Here is a 19,463-nt window from a genome sequence, read left to right as displayed (position 1 = left end):
TTTCCGGGGCTCACAGTCGGCCCCAAGCCCGGCCGGTTGAAGACCGACCCGTCCCAGCCCGGCGTCGCATGGTCACAAACCCGCGCCACTGGACGGGCGCCCGCGTGCCGGGTCAGATAGATCGGGCCATGGCCACGCCGTCACCCGCCCCTTCCGCAGCCCAGAGCCACGCCCTGTCCGTCCGCCAATGGACGGGGCTGGGTTTCCTCTATTGGCTGGTGTTCATGGCCGCCCTTGAGCCGGGCAATGTGGTGAGCGCCCTGGACGCAGGCTTCCATCCCCATTGGGGGCTGGAGGCGACCCGGCTGGTGTCCGCCGCACTGCTGGGCTCCGGGGTGACGCCGCTCCTGGTGCTCGCGACGCGGCGGTTCCCCATCGCGGGGTCCGCGCCCTGGCGGGGCCTCGCGGCGCAGACCGTCACCATCCTCATCCTGGCGCCCGTCCTGATCTTGATCTCCTGCTTCCTCGCCGCCTGGATCTTCGAACGGCAGGGCGCGCCGCGCCTCGCCGAAGTGCGGGGCCAGATGGCGGCCAATCTGCTGTTGCTGATCTTCTGCCAGGCCTTGTTCTTGGCGGCGGTCCAGGTCACCGGCCGGCTCAGGGAACCGGCGACCATCGCCCCAACGCCAGCCCCCGACTGGCCTGACCGCCTGACCATTGGCGAAAACGGGCGGCTGACCGTGCTCGACCTGAGCGCCGTCGAATGGATCGAGACCCAGGGCAACTACCAGGCCCTGCACGCCGAGGGGCGGACCCACCTGTCGCGAGAGACCTCCGCCCGGCTGCTGGCGCGGCTCGATCCCGCCCGGTTCGCCCGCATCCATCGGCGGACGATCGTCGCCATCGCCTACATCCGCGAGGTCGAACCACTATCCAACGGCGACGGCCTGGTGCGACTGGCCGGCGGGACCGAGCTGCGGATGAGCCGCGGCCACCGCGAAGCCCTGCGCGCCCGGCTGGCGCCTGTGTCCTGAACCCTACCGCCTCAGGACCCGCCGCACTGACCCAGGAACTGGGGCACGGATTGGCGCACGCCCGGCAGGCTCTTCCAGCTGGCGTCGCCGGGCTTGGACTGCACCATATAGGCCCAGTGGGCGAAGTTCGGCGCGGCGGTCTGGTTCAGCATGGTCCAGGCGCCGTCGCTCATGGTCATCTGGCCATAGCCGACCTGCTGGCTGGTGGTTCCATCCGAGGCCGTGGAGACGAAGCTCAGCAGCACCCGCCCGTCCGGCGTGACCGAACCCAACAGGGTGGCGCAGGTGACATTGCCGTTGATCGAGGTGACGTTCGACCCCCAGAAGAAGCCATTGTGGTAGTCGGTGACATGGTAGACCGTCTGGTCTTGCGATGGCAGCGGGGCCGGCAGCTTGGGGCTCACCGCATAGGCCAGCAGGTTCTCCTGCGGCACCGACCAGTAGCTGCCCTTCAGGAAATCCCACTGCTGGGCCGAGGCGGCCGCTGGCCCGGCGGCGAGGATCGCCAAGCATAGGACGGTCTTGGCGAACAGAGGTCCAAATCGGAAGGTCATGGCGGGCTCTTCAAGGCGGCTGATCCCATGAGGGGTCGGCCTGCGCGGATCGCGGTCAAGGCGATTCACCTGTCCGGCTTTGGCTGGTGCGCCCGGTTCCGCCCTTACCGCCCCTTGAACCCCGTCGCCACCAGATAGACTTCGGAGCTGTCGGCCCGGCTGGCCTTGGGCTTCAGGTTGCGGACGTCGGAGAAGTTCTGCTTCAGGATCGTCATGACCGGAGCGGTCTCACCCCCCTGGAAGGCCTTGGCGATGAACACGCCGCCAGGCTTGAGCACGCCGATGGCGAACTCGGCGGCGATCTCGATCAGTCCCATGATCCGCAGGTGGTCGGTGCGGCGATGGCCGACGGTGTTGGGAGCCATGTCCGACATCACCACGTCGGGCGGGCCGCCCAGCAGCTGGATCAGCAGCGGGCCGCAGGCCGGGTCGGTGAAGTCCATCTGGACAATGTGGGCCGGCGGCATGGGATCGACCGGCAGCAGGTCGACGCCGACGATGTGGGTGACGCCACGCTCGATCGCGACCTGGGTCCAGCCGCCGGGGGCAAGGCCCAGATCGATCACACGGGCGCCGGGCTTCAGCACCTTCAACTTGTCGTCCAGCTCACTGACCTTGTAGGCGGCGCGCGACCGATAGCCGTGGGCGCGGGCCTTGGCCGAGAACGGGTCATTCACCTGGCGCGACAGCCAGGCCTGGGACGAGGGCGTGCGCATCTTGGCGGTCTTGAGGCGCGCGGGCTTGCCGCGACCTTCCTCCGTGCCGCCAGTAGGCGGCTTGACCATGCGCTTGCGGGGGGGCTCTTCGCTCATTGGGGGCTCTCCGGGGCCCGGGCGGCGGGACGGCGACCACGACGGCGCTTGCGCCTGCGGCCAGGACCGCGCTCCGACATCAGGGACATCAATATGCCTTCGCGCAGGCCGCGATCAGCGACCCGCACGCGAGTGCAGGGCCATAGTTCCTGGACCGCCTGAAGGATGGCTGCGCCGGCCAGGACCAGGTCGGCGCGGTCCGGACCGATGCAGGGCTGGTCCGCCCGGGCCTTGGGACTCAGGTTCAGCAACAGGTCCGCCGACGCTTCGCATTCAGCCCGGGTCATCCAGATTCCGTCCACCCGGCTTCGGTCATATCGCCGCAGCCCCAGGTGCATGCCGGCCAGGCTGGTGATCGCGCCGGAGGTTCCGATCAGGTGCGCGCGGTCGGCGTCGAACACCGGCCGCATGGGATCGGCATGGCGGAAGACGGCCAGTTCGGACTTCACCCGCTCCACCATTTCGCGGAACCAGGCCTGGGTCGCGGCCTCCCCTTCCGGGAACTGTTCCGCCAGGGTCACCACCCCGATCGGGATCGACAACCAGGCCCGGATTGGCAGCTTGCCGGCGGCGAAACGGGCGGGGTCGGCGTCCAGTCCGCCGCCCTTCATGTCGACCCAGGACAGCTCTGTGGAGCCGCCGCCGACGTCAACCACCAGAGCGGCCTCGGCGGTGTGGTCCAACAGGTTCAAACAGCCCGCCACGGAGAGCTGGGCTTCCTCCTTCGGAGAGATGATCTGCAGCTTAAGGCCGGTCTCCTCGGCCACCCGGGCGATGAACTCCGGGCCGTTCTCCGCTGAGCGGCAGGCCTGAGTGGCTATGGCTTTGAGCTTGACCACACGTCGGCGGCGAACCTTCTCGGCGCTGACCTTCAGGGCGGCCATGGCGCGCTCCATCGCCACCTCGGAAAGCCGCCCGGTCTGGGACAGGCCCTCGCCCAGCCGCACGATGCGAGAATAGGCCTCCACGACCCGGAAGCTCTTGCCGTTCGGGGTGGCGATCAGCAGGCGGCAGTTGTTGGTGCCGAGGTCGAGAGCGCCGTAGCAGACCTGTTCGCTCAGCGCGGGGTCACGGCCTGTGGCGCCGGCGTCCGCCTGGACGCGGCCGTCGGTCTGAGTCACTGCGCCACCGCCCATCGGGCGCGCGCAATCGAGCTTCGGGGGCGGCGTTCGACACGAACGCGCCCCGGGGGCGTCTCTGACATGGATCGCCTATCTGTCGCAGGCGTGGAAGCCACGCCTCATTTCACGGCGACTGTAGCCGAAGGGCTCGCCTCCCGGAAGGCACGGCCTTGCAGACCGAAACATGATCGCTACGTTCACCTCCTGGTTAGGTGGCGTGGTGTAGATTCCCTTTCATGGATGCTCGAACCGACAATTTTGGCGTCGGCAGGGTCGCGATGACCGTACCCGACGTTCGCCTCGCGAAATTCGCCATTGGCGATGTCGTGAAACACCGTGTCTTCGCCTTCCGGGGCGTGATCTTCGATGTCGACCCCACCTTCGCCAATACCGAAGAGTGGTGGCTGTCGATTCCGGAGCACATCCGGCCGCGCAAGGACCAGCCGTTCTATCACCTGCTGGCCGAGAACGAGGAGAACTCGTACGTGGCCTATGTCTCGGAGCAGAACCTGCTCGCGGACGAAAGCGGTGAACCGGTGGGCCACCCGCAGGCGCCGCTGATCTTCGAATCCTTCGATCACGGCCACTACACCCTGCGCCCGCGCATCAGCCACTGACGCGCGGGTCGGGCGGGCGAAAGGTTTTTCCGGCGAACCCCTGAATTCAGGGTGATTCCGAACGGAAGTTCCCCAAGGTCTCGGTCATGCTCACCCCATGAGCCTTGACGGACACGCCCTGACGCCGCCCCCGGGATCGCGGGCAGACTGGACCATCGACCAGGACTGGGCCGCCTATTCGCCCGGCGAACATCAGGTCTGGATGACGCTCTATCAGCGTCAGGCCGCACAATTGCCCGGCCGGGCCTGCGACGCCTTCCTGAACGGTCTCGCGGCTCTGGACCTGGACCGGGGCGGCATTCCCGACTTCAACCAGATCAATGCCGAGCTTGGGCGGCTGACCGGATGGTCCGTGGTCGCGGTTCCGGGCCTGGTCCCGGACGCGGTGTTCTTCGAGCACCTGGCCAACCGGCGTTTCCCAGCCGGCCGCTTCATCCGTGGCCCAGAACAACTGGACTATCTGCAGGAGCCGGACGTCTTCCACGATGTGTTCGGCCACGTCCCGATGCTGACCGACCCGACCTTCGCCGACTATATGGAGGCCTATGGCCGAGGCGGACTTCGGGCCTTGAACCAGGGCCAGTTGCACAATCTCGCTCGCCTCTATTGGTACACTGTCGAGTTCGGCCTGCTGGACACGCCCCAGGGCTTGCGCATCTACGGGGCCGGCATCGTCTCGTCCCATGCCGAATCCCGGTTCGCCCTGGATGATCCCTCCCCCAACCGCCTGGGCTTCGACCTGGAGCGACTGATGCGGACCCCCTATCGGATCGACGACTTCCAGCAGGTCTATTTCGTGATCCGATCGCTGCGGGCCCTGCTCGACGCCACTCTGCAGGACTTCGGCCCGGTCTATCAGCGGCTGGCGGAGGCCCATGACGTTCCCATCGCCGCCATCAAGGCCACCGACAGGGTCCTCACGCGAGGGACCCAGGCCTATGCCCTGGCCCGGAACTAGCCGCCCTTGCGCAAGGCGGCGTAGCCCGCCTGGATCCTAGCCCGCTGTTCTGGCGTGAACACCCGATAGCGCTGCGCCCGGGCACCGGCCGCCACGGTGATCTCCTCTGGCGTCACATAGATGTAGCGACCCTGGAAGGCGCCGGTGACCGGCTGGCCCTGTTGAAGCCGCAGACCTTCCAACTGCCCGGCGCAGGTCTCGAGGTTCTCGACGCTGTTGGAGATCGGCCGGAAATCCTGGCGGCCATTCATCCCCGGCGCCATGCGCCAGCAAACGCCGGCGTTGCGCGGCGCCTCAAGCGCCGGCGCGCAGGCGCTCACGGCCAGGGCCAGCGCCAGCCCCCTCCAGACCCTCCGCCGCATCGCGACCTCCCCGTTCAGTAATCCCTGCGCCAGCGCACCGAGAGCTTGCCATCACCCTGGCCGGCGATCTTGGAGATGATGGACAGGGTTCGCCGCACCCGCCACTCCACCTGGGCCGAGGGGCCTTCGCGGCCGCCGCCGGTCAGTTCCAGATAGACGTTGTCGGTGAGATACTTGCCCCCCGAGACCGTCACCCCGGTGGCGCCGCCGCCCGCCAGGGCCAGACGATCGAGGCCGGCGAAGGTGCGCAGGTTTCCGATCACGTCGAAGCCGCCACCGCCCGCCAGGGACGACAGGGCCGAGGCCAGCTGGGCGGCTTCGAGGGGCGACAGCTGGGAGGCCGATGTTCCGAACAGCACCTGAGACAAGACCTCGTCATTGGGCAGGATCGGGGTGGAGGTGAGCGTGATTTCCGGCTTGGCCGCCGTACCCTTGATCCGGACCACGGCAGTCAGGGCGGTGTCCTCGCGGGTCGCCGACAGGTCGAGGCGGATATCCTTGGGCTGGGTCGACAGATAGACCACGCCCCGGGTGTCGAACTCGAAGCGCTTGCCCGCGAAATCATAGTCGCCGCGGATCACCCGGGCCGTGCCCGACAGGGTCGGCTGGGAGGTGGTGCCGCCGACATGGGCGTCGAGGGACAGCTCTACGTCCAGGCCCCGCCCGCGCAGATAGATCTTCTGCGGAGCCTTGAGGCTGACGTCGAGGGCGATCCCCGGGCCCCGCCGCAAGGGGGCCAGCTGGACGCCGCTGAGGTCCGGCGGACGGTTCACCTCGGTCACGTCCATGGCCACGACATTGGACGGCGTCGGCGTCCGGGCGGCGACATCGGCGCGGTCGATGGTGAGCGCTCCGGCCAGGCGCACCTTGCCCTCGGGCGTACGGTCGATCACCGCCTGGCCGCTGGCGGAGGCGGTGGCTTGCTCATTATCAATCAGCCGGAAGCTCTTGAGATCCAACCGGAAGGTGCTGGCGCCTTCAGGCGCCAGGCTGATCCGTCCCGCCCCCTTGACCGTGCCACCGCGCCCATCGGAGCCCTCGGCCTGGGTGATGTCCACCTGGGTGTCCGACATGGCGGCGCGCAGGGTGACGTCCTTCAGGTTCAGGCCTGTGGCCCCGTCGGAGAACCGCCCGCCGTCGACCGCAGCATGACCGGTGGCGCGCACGTGCTCCAGGGTTCCGGACAGGTCGCCCTGCATCTGCACCCGGCCGGCCAGTTCACGCTCCCCGCCGACCAGCAGGTCCCAGAGCGGCTTGACCTCGCCATCGGCGAAGATGCGACCTCGGATCGGCTTGGTGCGATCTATGGCGATCCGCAGCGGCGTGGCCGAGGTTTCGGCCGGCAGCACCACGGCGGCGGTGGCCTTCAGCCCCTGGCCGTTAGTGACGGCGGCGTCGAGGTTGAGATCGTCTCCGGTCAGGCGCGCCTTCAAGGACCCATTCAAGCCGAGCGAGGCGTCGGAGCCCAGGCCGCGCACGCCATCCAGGTCGGCGTCGAGGGAGCCGGAAAGCCGCTTGCCCTGGCCGTTCAGCAGCAGGGTCCCGTCGAACTTGCCGGCGAAATCCTCGTCGATCAGCCCCAGGCCCAGCTGTTGCACCTGGGCGCGGATCTCGGTCCCGTCTCCAGCCATGCGGGCGTCCAACGCGATCCGTCCGCCATCCGAGGCGACGACCCGCAGCTTGGCGCCCTGTTCCGGACCGCCGAACCTGAATTGGGCCGTCTCCGTGGTCTTCAGGTCCCATTTGAGATAGCGCCCCTCGCCATTGAAGGCGAGCTGATAGCCCGGCTCGACATGGGCCAGGTCGCCGTCGCCATCGAAGCTCCAACGATTGCCGGCGATCATCCCCGAGGCCTGGGCCGAGTAGGGCAGATGGGCCAGGGGACCGTCGGCGGTCAGGCGACCAGAGCCGATGACGATCTGGCTGTCGGGCACGGTCACGCCGTCAGCCGTCAGCTTGAGCTGGGCGCGCGGCCCCCCCGCGCCGTCGGCCAATTTCACCTCGCCCGCCACCGTGCCGGTCGCCAGGAACGCGCCCTTGGTCAGCGCCACCTGCAGATCGGCCTTGGAGGCGCCCTTGTCACGCAGGCTCAGACTACCCGAGGCCTTCAGCCCGCCTGCGTCGACCGAAAGATCCGTGAGATCAACGCCCTGGCCTGGGAAGCTGAAGGCTGAACGGGCCAGGGCCGGGCCATAGGCGCTGGCGGCGTTGAGCACGACCTGGCCACTGGTCCCATCGGCGCGCTTCTGGAAGCTCAGCACAAGATGGGCAGCGGTCAGCGGCATCCGCGGCACGTCGATGGCGTCGAGATCCGCCAGCAGGTCCGCGCGCGGCGCGAGCAAGGTTCCGGTGATGGCGCCAGAACCCCTGGCCTTGCCGGAGATCTCCACCGGCCCGGCGTGGAACGGCCCCTCGGCCGACCAGTCGAGCTTGAACTTGAGCGACCCGTCGGCGTCGCGCACCCCGGCCGTGGTCGCCTTGAGGGCCGCGCCGTCCAGGCTGGCCTCGGACACGGCGATGCGGCCGCCGCCGACCTCAGCCTTGCCCTGAAGTCGGGGCTGGGCGCCCAGCAGGCGATCCAGTTCGGCGTAGCCGGTAGCGAATTTGGCGGCCTTTGCGTCGAGGCTGAAGACCCAGGGCTTGTCGCCCTTGCCCTGGGACGCGGTCCAGTTGGCCGAGACGCCGCCGCTGGCGCCGGTTCGCGCGGCGGCGAGATTCGCGAATTCCGCGTCGCCCTTGAAGGTCAGTCCGCCGAACAGGCCCACGCCGCCGCTGGCGTCGACTTTCAGCCCCTGCCCCATCCCCTTGAGGTCGCGCAGCAGGATGCGGCCGTCGGCCAGGTGCTCGACCTTGAAATCCGCCTGCGGCTTGGCGCCCAGGGCGGCCGCGACCCAGCCTGATCCCTGCCCCCCCGAGCCCTGGACCTGGCCGCCGACGCTCCAGGCGCCGGACTTGTGCTCGAACACCACCGGGCCTTCCAGGCGATCCAGGGTGTAGTCGAACAGCTTGGCGTTCCGGACCACGGCGTCGCCGCTGATATTCCAATCGGCGGCCTTTCCAGTCAGCCGGGCCACCGCGTGGGTCGCACCGGTCTCAGGGCCGCCGATCAGCCGGCTGAGACTGGGAGCGTCGCCGACCAGGGACACCCCATCCTTGCCGATCTTGCGACGCTGGATATCGGCCAAACCCCGCCCCGCGACGGTGAGATTATCGGAGGCCACGCGGAAGCCGACATCGTACTGGGTCTTGTTCGCCTTGCGAGCCGAGAGCGAGAAGGCCGCCTGGGGTCCGAAACGGTCGGCATAGGGCTTGAGCAGGCTGGAAGCGGTCAGCAACACCCTGCCCTGGGCGCTGCCGCCCTGAGGCGTCCAGGCGCCGCTGATCTCTACGGGGCGCATCGTTCCGGAGACCGCGACGATGCTGACCGCCCCGGACTTGGCCGCGCCGCCGGCATTGGCCTTCAGTTCGAAGGGCGCGCCCGACGGCAGGCCAACGGCGCCCGCCAGGGCCCCGCCCTTGGCCTCCACCACATCGGCCTTCAGGGCCAGGGGATGGTCCTTGATGAAGTCGAAGGTGAGGTTGAGGTGGTCGCCCTTGCGCAACAGGCTGACGGCCTCGACGTGGCCCGACTGGCCGCCGTCATTGCGCTTCACCACCAGGCCGCCGGTGACATTATAGACCCCGCGTTCGTAGCTGAACTGGGGCGTCATCTCGACCCGGGCCGCGATCTGACCGATCTGGAAGGACACCGGCAGCCCGCCGGACTTCTCCTTCGGGGTCAGGGTCGGGCGGCGCAGGATCATCACCTGCTGGGCGGTGATCCTGTCGAGGGTCAGCTTGCGCAGGAAGAGATCGAGATAGCGCCACGCCACCTCGACATGACGCGCGTCGAGCCAGACGCCCTGTTCGTCGGAAATGGTCAGCCGATCGACGCTGAAGTCGCGCCAGATGTCGCCTCTCAGCCCCTCGATCTTCAGCCGCCCCACCGGCCCCAGCTTCAGCCCGTTGGCGCTGGCCTCGATCAGCAGCCGGCCCTGGGGCAGCAGAACGCCGAAGCGGGTGGTGATGAAGCCGCCGCCGAACAGGAAGGTCAGGACCAGGGCCACGATGATGACGATCGGCGGGAAGGCGCGGCTCTTGGCGACCTTCACCGCCTCGTCCACCACCTCGTGCACGACCTCGGAAATCACCTCCTCGATCGGGTGCTCAGGCGGCTTGCGCGGATCGTCGGGCGTCGGGGTCAAAAGCTTTGCCCGATGCTGAGATAGACCTGGAACGACGGATCGCCGGTGCGCGGGTTGAGGGGTATGGCGATGTCGGCGCGGATCGGCCCGAAGCCCAGGTCGTAGCGCACCCCGATGCCGGCGCCGACATTGAGGTTCTTGTCGGCGGGCGTCGGGTCAGAGCCCACGGCGCCCGCGTCGACGAAGGCCACCACCCCCCAGTGGGCGCCGATCTTCTGGCGCAGCTCAAGCGAGGCCTCGACCAGGGACAAGCCCCCCTGGGGGGTGTTGTCAGCCAGCCGGGGGCCGATGGCCTGATAGGCGTAGCCGCGCACCGAGCCGCCGCCGCCGGAATAGAACCGACGAGGGGCCGGCACCTCCGGGATCAGGCCGCCGATGATCGAGCCCAGCTTCAAGCGCCCGGCCAGGACCGTGCGGCCCTTGTCGTCGAAGGGCAGATAGGCGGAGCCCTGGGCCTGGACCTTGAGGAATGGCAGGGTCCCGGAGCCCGCGACCAAGGTCGGTTCGATCCGGGTCTCGACCCGCCAGCCCCGCTTGGGGTCCAGCGGATCGTCGGACCGGTCAAGGGCCATGGCGCCCAGCCCCGCGACCGTGACCAGCTTGCGGCCGAGCGGCGCCAGGGTCTTGGCGGAAAGCTCGTCGGTCTGGCTGTAGTCGAGGGACCCGCCCAGGGTCACATAGGAGGTCTTGTGGAATCGGCGCTCGACATCGGCGCTGACCCCCACGCCGGTTTCGTCATAGGCGTCGGTCTGGGTGCGATAGACCGCCGTCGAGGCCTTCAGGGTCTGCTGGGCGCGCCGCCAATGCGGCAGGGTCAGGTCGGCCCCGACCCGGCTGTCGAGATAGGAGCTCTTGGCGAACAGGGCGACCGTGTCGGCCCGCCCCAGCAGATTGTAGCGGGTCAGGCGGACGTCGGCGCCCGCACCCTCGCTGGTGGAATAGCTCGCGCCCAGTTCCAGCTGGCGCTTGGAACGATCGCTCAGGCTGACGATGACCGGCCTCAGGCCGTCAGGCGTCATGTCCGTCTTGGGCGCCAAGGAGACCGTCACCGCCTCATAGACGCCGGTGTCGAGCAGACGGCGCTCAAGCTCGCCCACGTCCTCCGGATCATAGGCCTCGCCAGTTTTCCAGGGGGCGAGCGCGCTCAGCCAGCGCGGATTGGTGCGCCCAGAGGTCATCAGCTTCACCCCGTCCAGCCGCACCAGGTCGCCGGCGGCGATCCGATAGGTGGGACGCACGGTCTGGTCGGCATGGTCGACGATCACCTCGCGGGTGTCGGCCGCCACATCGGCGAAGCCACGCTTCTGGACCGCGGCGACAATGCGCCCCTCGGCCCCGACCACGTCTGCCGCGCGCCCGGCCTGGCCATTGGCCAGACCCATCACCGCCTCGGCGGCGGCCTGGACCTGGGCCGGCGGCGGTTCGCCCAACCAGGCGATGGCGGGGTCGGCGACCAGGAAGCGGCGATTGGGGGTGATCCGCACCACGGGCTGGGGGGTGTCGCCCTCGCCCACCTCCGGGCTGACGTCGGCGCCGTAATAGGCTTCGGAACGTAACACGGCGACCGCATCCTCCGCCGCCTCCCTGGCGCGGCGCCGGGCTTCGAAGCGGTTGCCGACCGGATGGTCGCTGACCCCGATGGCTTCGGCGATCGCGGCCTTGAGCTTGGGGGACATGTCGCCTTCGAGGGCGGCCTTGGGCGTTTCGGCGCATGCGGCGTCGGGGCCCACCAGGACCCACAAGACCGCCGAGGCGGCGACGGCATAGACCAGTCGTCCCACGTCAAGAATCCACGCTGCGCCCCGGGCCAGGGGTTTAGCCCGCATCGCCCCACGATGTCACTCACGCCCGGCGAGTTACGCTGCTAGCCCAATGGGCGCCGGTCTGCTCAAATGCTGAGCAGGCCAAGTCAGGCTTCGCTTCGATTCCGAAATCCCACCCGCAAGGCGGCGGGGTTTCCTAGGGTCGGCGAAGGTCAGGGCGCGGAAGGTCATTGCAGGTGGAGCTGGGAGTGTCGACGGCGCGCAGATCAGACGAGCCCGAAGTTCCGATGTCGGACACGGGAACCGCCTTGCCCTATGACGAAATGCTGACCGCCGAAGGCGAGGTCCGGCCCCACTACGCCGCCCTCGACAATCGGGTGGCCAGCCTGGCCGGCGAGGAGCTGGCCGAGCGGCAGAGGACGCTCGAACGATTCTTCCTGCTGCAGGGGATCACGTTCACCGTCTATGGCGGCGACAGCTCGACCGAGCGGATCATCCCCACTGACCTGTTGCCGCGGATCATTCCCGCCGACGAATGGGCGACCATCGAGGCCGGCCTGACCCAGCGCCTGCGGGCCCTCAACATGTTCCTGGCCGACATCTATGGCGACCAGCAGATCCTGATGGACGGGGTGGTGCCGCGCGAACTCGTGCTCTGCGCGCCCTCCTATCGGCGGGAGATGCAGAACCTCTATGTGCCGCACCAGGCCTATTCCAATGTCTGCGGCTCCGATCTGATCCGCCAGCCCGACGGCGCCTTCGCGGTGCTGGAGGACAATCTGCGGGTGCCTTCGGGCGTGTCCTACATGCTGGCCAACCGCGAGGCTTCCAAGCGGACCTTCCCAGGCACCTTCCGCCTGGCGGGCGTGCGCGCGGTGGACCGTTATCCGGACCTGTTGCTGGCGACGCTGAAAAGCATGGCGGCGGACTGGCGGCCCAATCCCCAGGTCGTGGTGCTGACGCCCGGCGTCTACAACTCCGCCTATTATGAGCATGCCTATCTGGCCCGGCTGATGGGCGCGCCCCTGGTCGAGGGGCGCGACCTCGTGGTCCATGACAACATGGTCTACATGCGGACTACGACCGGTCTGAAGCGGATCGACGTGATCTACCGCCGGGTGGACGATGATTTCATCGACCCCCTGACCTTCCGCCGGGATTCCGGCCTGGGCGTGGCGGGGCTGTTCAACGCCTATCGGGCCGGCAATGTGGTGATCTGCAACGCACCAGGCACCGGCGTCGCCGACGACAAGGCGGTCTATGCCTATGTCCCGGCGATCATCCGCTACTATCTGGGCGAGGACGCCATCCTGCCCAATATCGAGACCTATCTCTGCCGTGAGCCGTCACAGCTGAGCCACGTCCTGGCCAATCTGGACAAGCTGGTGGTCAAGGCCGTGGGCGCCTCCGGCGGCTACGGCATGCTGATCGGGCCGCACGCCAGCGTCGCCGAGCGCGCCACCTTCGCAGAGGCGATCAAGGCCGATCCGGAAAACTATATCGCCCAGCCGACCATCCAGCTGTCGACCGCGCCCTGCCTGATCGACGGCCAGATCGATCCGCGCCACGTCGACCTGCGGCCCTTCATCCTGTCGGGCGAGAAGATCACCGTAACCCCCGGGGCCCTGACCCGCGTCGCCCTGAAGAAGGGCTCATTGGTGGTCAATTCCAGCCAGGGCGGCGGCTCCAAGGACACCTGGGTCCTGGCCGGCGACACCGAGGAGACCCAGCCATGATGCTCGCCCGGGTCGCCGACAGTCTCTACTGGATCGGCCGTTATGTGGAACGCGCCGAGCACATGTGCCGGCTGTCGGACGTGATGCTCAACGCCACGCTGGACCGCACCGAATCCGCCGCCCAGGTGGCGCGCATCGCCCTGTCGGCGGTGGGCGACGCCGATCCGGCCAAGATCGCCGCACCCTATGAGGCGGCCTATGCGCTCACCCTGGACCGAGAGGACGCCGGCTCGATCGCCAGTTCCCTGGCCTCGGCCCGCGAGAACGCCCGCCAGGTCCGCGACCAGATCACCACTGAGACCTGGGAGCGGCTGAACCTGATCTATCTGCGGATGACCGCGCCGGACGCCGCCAAGGCCTTCACCGACGGGTCCTCGGCCTTCCTGCACGACATCATCGGCGATCTGCACCTGTTCAAGGGCGCCGCCGACGCCACCATGAGCCATGGCGAGGGCTGGGGCTTCCTGCTGCTCGGCGTTCACCTGGAGCGCGCGCAGCTGATCGGGCGGCTGCTGGAGGTCTGCTTCCGCGACGCCCGCGACCGGCCGATCAACGACCACACCCTGCTGACCAATGTGCTGCGGATGAGCTGCGCGCTGGAGCCCTATCTGCGCCGCTACACCGCCGATGTGCAGCCCCGCAAGATCCTGGAATTCCTGATGTTCGATGAGGAGTTCCCCCGCTCGATCCGGTTCTCCACCGCCCGCATCGAGGAACATCTCACCGGGGTCAGCCGCTATGTCGAGGCCGCCAGCCATGGCGGGCCGGAACGCCTGGCCGGCCGCCTGAAGGCGCGTCTGCAATATGCGGATGTCGAGAACCTGACCCTCGACGGGGCCGCGGGCTTCCTGACCACGGTGCTCGACGAGTGCGCCGCGATCCATTCGGCGATCTACGAGACCTTCGTCGCCTATTCCCTCGAAATGCGCCTGCCGGCCTGAGGACCAAATCCATGCTGCTCGAGGTCCGCCACGTCACCCAGTACCACTACGCCGAACCCGTGCGCGAAAGCGTCATGGAGGTGTGGATGCAGCCCCAGAAGGGCGCCCGCCAGCGTCTGGTCAGCTTCGAGCTGGAGCTCGACCCGCCGGCGCAGCTGTTCTCCTATGCCGACGCCTTCGGCAACGCCGTCTATCATTTCGACGTGCCCCAGCCCCATGACCGACTGAACATCGTCGCCCGATCGGCGGTGGAGACCCAGCCGCCCCCGCCCCTGCCCGCGGCGCTCGACATGGGTGAATGGGACCGGCTGAAGAGCGATTTCGTGCGCGGGGAGAACTTCGACTTCCTGCGTCACCACGGCTTCGCGGTCGAGACCGAGGCCCTGCAGCAGTTCGTAATGGAGGCGGGAATCGAGCCCCTGCGGGCCCGCGACCCGCTGACCGCCGTGCGAGAGCTGTCGCGGATCATCTACGAATCCTTCGCCTATGAGGCCGGCGTCACCGACGCTGACAGCCCGATCGATCTGGCGCTGGAGACCCGGCGCGGGGTCTGCCAGGACTTCGCCCACATCATGATCGCCATCTGCCGGTCGTGGGGCATTCCGGCTCGCTACGTGTCCGGATATCTCTTCACCGACCGCAGCGGCGGCGATCGTTCCGATCCCGACGCCACCCATGCCTGGGTCGAGGTCTTCCTGCCCTCGACCCGCTGGATCGGCCTGGACCCGACCAACAATGTCGAGGCCGGCGAACGCCATGTGGCCGCCGCGGTGGGCCGCGACTATGCGGACGTCCCGCCATCGCGCGGGGTCTATAAAGGCGACGCAGAGAGCCAGCTGGCCGTGGGGGTGTCGGTGCGCCGGGCCCGCGCGGCCATCACCGAGCCGGAATTCATCCGCATCTCGCAGCCGTCCTTCGCCCGGGGCGGGGCCCGACGGCGCGGCCCGGCCGGCGGCCTGCGTTACGACCAGCAACAGCAGCAACAGCAGCAGTAGATCATGCGGGCGCCCTGAGCGCGCCTCAGGCGCCGAAGACGTGCGCTCGCTCGACCGCGACCTCGACCTGGTCGCCAACTCCGAATCCGAGGCCGCCAGCCCGCGCGAACGCCGCCTCCAGCCGTCGGCCATCGGCCGTACGCGCCTCGACATGCAGCACCGGCCCCTGCGGCGTGATGCGTTCGGCCGTCAGTCTGAGGCCGCCCGCGCCGGTCTTGGCGCGGGTCAGTTCGTGGGGGCGGATGAAGGCCGTGGCCGCCCCGTTCGCGACTCCCGGCGCCGGCACGACGATATCGCCAGCGCTGAACCGGCCGGCCTGAACTTCGCCCTCGATCCGGTTGGCCTCACCGACGAAGCCGCAGACAAAGGCGTTGGCCGGGGCGTCGTGGACCTCGGCCGGGGTCCCGACCTGCTGGATCACGCCCAGGTTCAGGATCGCCACCCGGTCGGCCAACTCCAGGGCTTCTTCCTGGTCGTGGGTGACGAAGATGGTGGTGACGCCAGTGGCGTCATGGATGCGCCTCAGCTCCTTGCGCAGCGACTTGCGCACGGTGGCGTCGAGCGCTCCGAATGGCTCGTCCAGCAAGAGCACGCTGGGGTCGACGGCAAGCGCCCGGGCCAAGGCCACCCGCTGGCGCTGACCACCGGACAGCTGGGACGGATAGCGGCCGCCCAGGCCCTCCAGTTCGACCAGCTTCAGCAGGTGCTCGACCCGGTCCTGGATCACCGCCTTGGAGGGCTTGCCAGCGCCTTTGCGCACCTCCAGCCCGAAGGCGATGTTGCGGGCGACCGTCATATGACGGAACAGGGCGTATTGCTGGAACACGAAGCCCACCCGCCGGGCGGCGGCGCTGACCTGGGTCATGTCCTGGCCGTCGAACAGGATCTGGCCGGCTTCCGGGAACTCCAGGCCAGCTATGGCCCGCAGCAGGGTGGTCTTGCCCGAGCCGGACGGGCCCAGCAGGGCCAGGAGCTCGCCGTCGGCGATCTCAAGGCTGACCCCGTTCAGGGCCGGGAAGCGGCCAAAGCTCTTGGCGACGGACTGGATGGAAATGGTCATGCGCGGTCGCTCAATGGCCAGGCCGCCGCGTCTGCGGCTGGAGAATTTCGAGGAGGGTCTTGAGCGCCAGGGTCACGATGGCCAGGCCGCACAGCAGGGCCGCCACCGAGAAGGCGCCGACGAAGTCGTACTCGTTGTAGAGGATCTCCACATGCAGCGGCATGGTGTTGGTCAGGCCCCGGATGTGGCCGGAAACCACCGAGACCGCGCCGAACTCACCCATCGCCCGGGCGTTGCAGAGCAGCACCCCATAGAGCAGTCCCCAGCGGATGTTGGGCGCGGTGACGCTCCAGAAGGTCCGCAGGCCTGAGGCGCCGAGCGAGACCGCCGCCTCCTCCTCGTCCACGCCCTGTTCCTGCATCAGCGGGATCAGTTCGCGGGCCACGAAGGGGAAGGTCACGAATATGGTGGCGAGCGCTATGCCCGGCAGGGCGAAGATGATCTTGATGTCGTGATCGATCAGCCATTCGCCGAACCAGCCCTGGGCCCCGAAGATCAGCACATAGATCAGGCCGGCCACCACGGGCGAGACCGAGAACGGCAGGTCGATGAGAGTGATCAGGAAGCTCTTGCCCGGGAACTCGTGCTTGGCGACGGCCCAGGCGGCGCAGACCCCGAACACCGCGTTGAACGGTACGGTGATCGCTGCGGTGATCAGGGTGAGCTTGATGGCCGAGACGGCGTCGGGGTTCTGAACGGCCTCCAGGGCCGGACCGAGCCCCTTGCGCAGGGCCTCATAGAACACCGTCGCCATGGGCAGGATCAGCACCAGCGCCAGGAAGGCGGCCATGACCGCGAGGACGCCGGCCTGGACGAGGGCCGGTTCGGCGTTGGCGGGCCGCCGGCTCATGCGCGCCTCCGGGCCCAGGCCTGGATCAGATTGATGACGAACAGCATGAGGAACGAGGCGCCGAGCATGGTCACCGCGATCGCCGCCGCCCCGGCGTACTTGTATTCCTCAAGCTCGATAATGATCAGCAGCGGCGCGATCTCAGACTTGTAGGGCATGTTGCCGGCGATGAAGATCACCGAGCCGTACTCCCCGATCCCCCGGGCGAAGGCCAGGGCGAAGCCGGTCAGCCAGGCGGGCGCCAGCGCCGGCAGGATCACCCGGACGAGCGTCTGCAGCCGATTGGCGCCCAGGCTGGCGGCGGCCTCCTCCACGTCGGCGGAGAGATCGCGCAGCACCGGCTCGACGGTGCGGACCACGAAGGGCAGGCCGATGAAGGCCAGGGCCACCACCACCCCCAACGGCGTATAGGCGACCTTCCAACCCAGCGGCTTCACCAGGGCGCCGACCCAGCCGTTCTCAGCATAGAGGCTCGCCAGGGCGATGCCGGCCACGGCTGTGGGCAGGGCGAAGGGCAGGTCGATGATCGCGTTGACCAGCCCCTTGAAGGGGAATTCGTAGCGGACCAGGGCCCAGGCGGTGACCAGGCCGAACAGGGCGTTGATGGCGGCGGCGATGAATGCGGCGCCGAAGGACAGGCGATAGGCCGCCATGGCCCGCTGCGAGAAGGCGTCGGCCAGGAACTCCGCCGGGCTCTGCTGACCGGCCTTCAGGGCGACGGCGAACAGCGGGATCAAGACCACGGTGGACAGGATCGCCAGGGTGACGCCGAGCGTCAGGCCAAACCCCGGAATGGCCGACCTGCGCCGGAAGAGCGGACGTCGGACCCCGGCGGGCGGACGCTCTGCGATCGAGGTCATGATGATCGGGGCCTCGGGGCGACAGGGAGCTGGACCGCGTGACATGCGGACCGGCGAGAACGCCCAGATCTAATTCCCACTTATTCTGTGGGCAATGTAGCTTTTCTATAGACGGGTTCTGAAACCCTGGGCGGCCGGCTCAGTTAAGTTGATGCGGGTCGCTTGGGACGGCCAACAAACGCGCGACGCAGGCCAGGATATCATCCCATTGAGCCAGGCCATCGAGGTCGCCCAGGGCCGCGTATTCCGCCGCCCGCAGCATGGCGATCACCTCGGCGTCCACACCGTACTGGGCGATCAGGGCGAGGGCCGTGCGCCGCGCGCTTTCATCTTCGATCATGAGCCAGATACGGCAGCCGGGTCCGCCTGGACGCGTTGGAAGCGGGCCGGCGACGTCGTCTTCGGGGTGAAGGAAAATTGGTAGGCCGGGTGGGGTTCGAACCCACGACCATTCGATTAAAAGTCGAATGCTCTACCACTGAGCTACCGGCCCTTGGCGCGGCGCAGAGAGCGCGCCGGGCGAAGCGGCGCGGAACATAGGGCCCGACTTCACCGGGGGCAAGGCCGCGCTCGGCCTTTCCAGCGCGCGCGGTCCGACACTATGATCGGCGCATGCGTTCCGCCCTTGCCCTCGCCCCGCTCCTGATCGGTCTTTCCCTGCTGAGCGGGCTGGCCGGCTGCACCACGGCGCCCGCCAGCGGATCGCCCCGGATCCAGACCAGCTCCCAGGCCAACCGCGAAAACCTCGAAGGGGCCATGGCGGCGCCCATGCGCGATCTCAACGTCCTGCGCACCAAGATCCCCAATGTGCTGCTGGACGCCCTGGAGGACCCCTACAAGCGACCGCAGCCCATGACCTGCGTGCGGATCACCGCCCTGCTGCTGCCGCTCAATGGCGCGCTGGGGGCAGACCTGGACGAGGCCTCGCTGGACCAGGACGACCTGGTGCACATGGGCCAGGACTCTGCCCTGGGGGCCATGGCAGGAGCCGCCTCCGGCCTGATCCCCTTTCGGGGCTGGGTGCGCAAGCTGTCGGGGGCGGAGAAGCACGACAGCTTCGTGGCCCAGGCGATCACCGCCGGCGCGGTCCGGCGCGGCTATCTCAAGGGCCTGGGCGAATCACACAACTGCAGCCCGCCGGCGATTCCGTCCCACGTGCCGATCCCGCGCGACAATCTGCCGGCCCGGGACAACGCCCCCAAGGGCAAGCCGCGTTACCCGATCCGCTGACGGGCCTTGAACGCGGCGCGGAAGGCGGCGAACCGGCCCTCGGCGATGGCGTCGCGCATGGCGGCGGTCAGGGCCTGGAAGAAGGCGATATTGTGCCAGGACAGCAGCACCTGACCGAGGATTTCCTCGGCCTTCACCAGGTGGTGCAGATAGGCCTTGGAATAGTGGCTGGAGGCCGGACAGGCGATCTCGGGGCAGAGCGGCTCATCGTCCTCGGCAAACCGGGCGTTCTTCAGATTGATCGAACCTTCCCAGGTCCAGGCCTGGCCGTGGCGGCCTGAACGGGTGGGCAGGACACAGTCGAACATGTCGATCCCGCGCGCCACGGCCTCGACCAGGTCGATCGGCTTGCCGACCCCCATCAGATAGCGGGGCCGGTCGGCGGG

General features: G+C 68.4%; 18 protein-coding genes and 1 tRNA gene. 7 read left to right on the top strand and 12 right to left on the bottom strand.

The genetic code is table 11. The annotated features are described in order from the left end of the window. Positions 1-128: 128 nt before the first annotated feature. Positions 129-974, top strand: a complete 846-nt coding sequence (locus tag Q7P21_RS06780; protein ID WP_304176337.1) for a LytTR family DNA-binding domain-containing protein — start codon at positions 129-131, stop codon at positions 972-974. 11 nt (positions 975-985) lie between these two features. Here Q7P21_RS06780 and Q7P21_RS06775 read toward each other — a convergent pair whose 3' ends face one another. The 3 genes from Q7P21_RS06775 to Q7P21_RS06765 all read right to left on the bottom strand — a co-directional run bounded on the left by Q7P21_RS06775 (position 986) and on the right by Q7P21_RS06765 (position 3,401). After that, positions 986-1,528 (bottom strand): hypothetical protein, encoded by a 543-nt coding sequence (locus tag Q7P21_RS06775; protein WP_304164712.1) that lies wholly within the window; start codon positions 1,526-1,528, stop codon positions 986-988. 104 nt (positions 1,529-1,632) lie between these two features. Beyond that, positions 1,633-2,340: an RlmE family RNA methyltransferase gene (locus Q7P21_RS06770; protein ID WP_304176335.1), complete on the bottom strand. Its 708-nt coding sequence runs from the start codon at positions 2,338-2,340 to the stop codon at positions 1,633-1,635. Continuing rightward, the gene (locus tag Q7P21_RS06765; RefSeq protein ID WP_304164768.1) at positions 2,337-3,401 is read right to left on the bottom strand and encodes a Ppx/GppA phosphatase family protein; all 1,065 of its coding nucleotides are present in this window, start codon (positions 3,399-3,401) and stop codon (positions 2,337-2,339) included. Before Q7P21_RS06765 ends, Q7P21_RS06770 begins: the two co-directional genes overlap by 4 nt. A 338-nt stretch (positions 3,402-3,739) precedes the next feature. Here Q7P21_RS06765 and hspQ point away from each other — a divergent pair, with 338 nt between their 5' ends. Both hspQ and phhA read left to right on the top strand, forming a co-directional pair. Beyond that, positions 3,740-4,078 carry a heat shock protein HspQ gene (gene hspQ, locus Q7P21_RS06760; RefSeq protein ID WP_304164717.1) on the top strand — a complete coding sequence of 113 codons (339 nt, stop codon included), beginning with the start codon at positions 3,740-3,742 and terminating at the stop codon, positions 4,076-4,078. A 97-nt stretch (positions 4,079-4,175) separates the two neighbouring features. Then, complete coding sequence (phhA, locus tag Q7P21_RS06755) at positions 4,176-5,036, top strand: phenylalanine 4-monooxygenase (protein ID WP_304176333.1); 861 nt, start codon at positions 4,176-4,178, stop codon at positions 5,034-5,036. Here the strand turns inward: phhA and Q7P21_RS06750 are convergent. The 3 genes from Q7P21_RS06750 to Q7P21_RS06740 are packed head-to-tail and all read right to left on the bottom strand — an operon-like array spanning position 5,033 to position 11,423. Continuing rightward, positions 5,033-5,398 (bottom strand): hypothetical protein, encoded by a 366-nt coding sequence (locus Q7P21_RS06750; RefSeq protein WP_304176331.1) that lies wholly within the window; start codon positions 5,396-5,398, stop codon positions 5,033-5,035. The genes phhA and Q7P21_RS06750 overlap by 4 nt on opposite strands. Positions 5,399-5,412: 14 nt before the next feature. Then, positions 5,413-9,642, bottom strand: a complete 4,230-nt coding sequence (locus Q7P21_RS06745) for a translocation/assembly module TamB domain-containing protein (RefSeq protein WP_304176329.1) — start codon at positions 9,640-9,642, stop codon at positions 5,413-5,415. Continuing rightward, positions 9,639-11,423, bottom strand: coding sequence for an autotransporter assembly complex family protein (locus Q7P21_RS06740; protein ID WP_369685423.1), 1,785 nt, complete (start codon positions 11,421-11,423; stop codon positions 9,639-9,641). Before Q7P21_RS06740 ends, Q7P21_RS06745 begins: the two co-directional genes overlap by 4 nt. Before the next feature lie 269 nt (positions 11,424-11,692). On the opposite strand from Q7P21_RS06740, the gene Q7P21_RS06735 reads away from it, so the two are divergent. The 3 genes from Q7P21_RS06735 to Q7P21_RS06725 are packed head-to-tail and all read left to right on the top strand — an operon-like array spanning position 11,693 to position 15,077. Then, complete coding sequence (locus Q7P21_RS06735; protein ID WP_304164732.1) at positions 11,693-13,141, top strand: circularly permuted type 2 ATP-grasp protein; 1,449 nt, start codon at positions 11,693-11,695, stop codon at positions 13,139-13,141. Further along, complete coding sequence (locus tag Q7P21_RS06730) at positions 13,138-14,082, top strand: alpha-E domain-containing protein (protein ID WP_304164735.1); 945 nt, start codon at positions 13,138-13,140, stop codon at positions 14,080-14,082. The genes Q7P21_RS06735 and Q7P21_RS06730 overlap by 4 nt, the downstream gene beginning before the upstream one ends. 11 nt (positions 14,083-14,093) lie before the next feature. Beyond that, positions 14,094-15,077: a transglutaminase family protein gene (locus tag Q7P21_RS06725; RefSeq protein WP_304164736.1), complete on the top strand. Its 984-nt coding sequence runs from the start codon at positions 14,094-14,096 to the stop codon at positions 15,075-15,077. Between the two features lie 25 nt (positions 15,078-15,102). On the opposite strand, the gene Q7P21_RS06720 is transcribed toward Q7P21_RS06725, so the two are convergent. The 5 genes from Q7P21_RS06720 to Q7P21_RS06700 form a co-directional block, all read right to left on the bottom strand. Beyond that, positions 15,103-16,137 (bottom strand): sulfate/molybdate ABC transporter ATP-binding protein, encoded by a 1,035-nt coding sequence (locus tag Q7P21_RS06720; RefSeq protein WP_304164738.1) that lies wholly within the window; start codon positions 16,135-16,137, stop codon positions 15,103-15,105. A 10-nt stretch (positions 16,138-16,147) separates the two neighbouring features. Beyond that, complete coding sequence (cysW, locus tag Q7P21_RS06715; RefSeq protein WP_304176327.1) at positions 16,148-16,987, bottom strand: sulfate ABC transporter permease subunit CysW; 840 nt, start codon at positions 16,985-16,987, stop codon at positions 16,148-16,150. Then, a complete protein-coding gene (cysT, locus tag Q7P21_RS06710; RefSeq protein WP_304164742.1) occupies positions 16,984-17,847 on the bottom strand; it encodes a sulfate ABC transporter permease subunit CysT in 864 nt (287 codons plus the stop codon). The genes cysW and cysT overlap by 4 nt, the downstream gene beginning before the upstream one ends. A 139-nt stretch (positions 17,848-17,986) precedes the next feature. After that, complete coding sequence (locus tag Q7P21_RS06705; protein WP_304176325.1) at positions 17,987-18,187, bottom strand: hypothetical protein; 201 nt, start codon at positions 18,185-18,187, stop codon at positions 17,987-17,989. Positions 18,188-18,265: 78 nt separating this feature from the next. Continuing rightward, positions 18,266-18,340: transfer RNA gene (locus Q7P21_RS06700), tRNA-Lys, on the bottom strand. A gap of 119 nt (positions 18,341-18,459) precedes the next feature. On the opposite strand from Q7P21_RS06700, the gene Q7P21_RS06695 reads away from it, so the two are divergent. Further along, on the top strand, positions 18,460-19,077 hold the full coding sequence (locus tag Q7P21_RS06695; protein ID WP_304164747.1) for a hypothetical protein: 618 nt from the start codon (positions 18,460-18,462) through the stop codon (positions 19,075-19,077). On the opposite strand, the gene Q7P21_RS06690 is transcribed toward Q7P21_RS06695, so the two are convergent. Next, the coding region (locus tag Q7P21_RS06690) for a tRNA guanosine(34) transglycosylase Tgt (RefSeq protein WP_304176323.1) at positions 19,062-19,463 on the bottom strand (402 nt) is incomplete at its 5' end. The two genes, Q7P21_RS06695 and Q7P21_RS06690, sit on opposite strands and share 16 nt — an antisense overlap.

Origin of the sequence: Phenylobacterium aquaticum (genome assembly GCF_947378715.1) — a bacterium.
GTDB classification, from domain to species: domain Bacteria; phylum Pseudomonadota; class Alphaproteobacteria; order Caulobacterales; family Caulobacteraceae; genus Phenylobacterium; species Phenylobacterium aquaticum_A.
The sequence above is the reverse complement of the archived record's forward strand: the minus strand, read 5'-3'. Positions and strand labels throughout refer to the sequence as shown.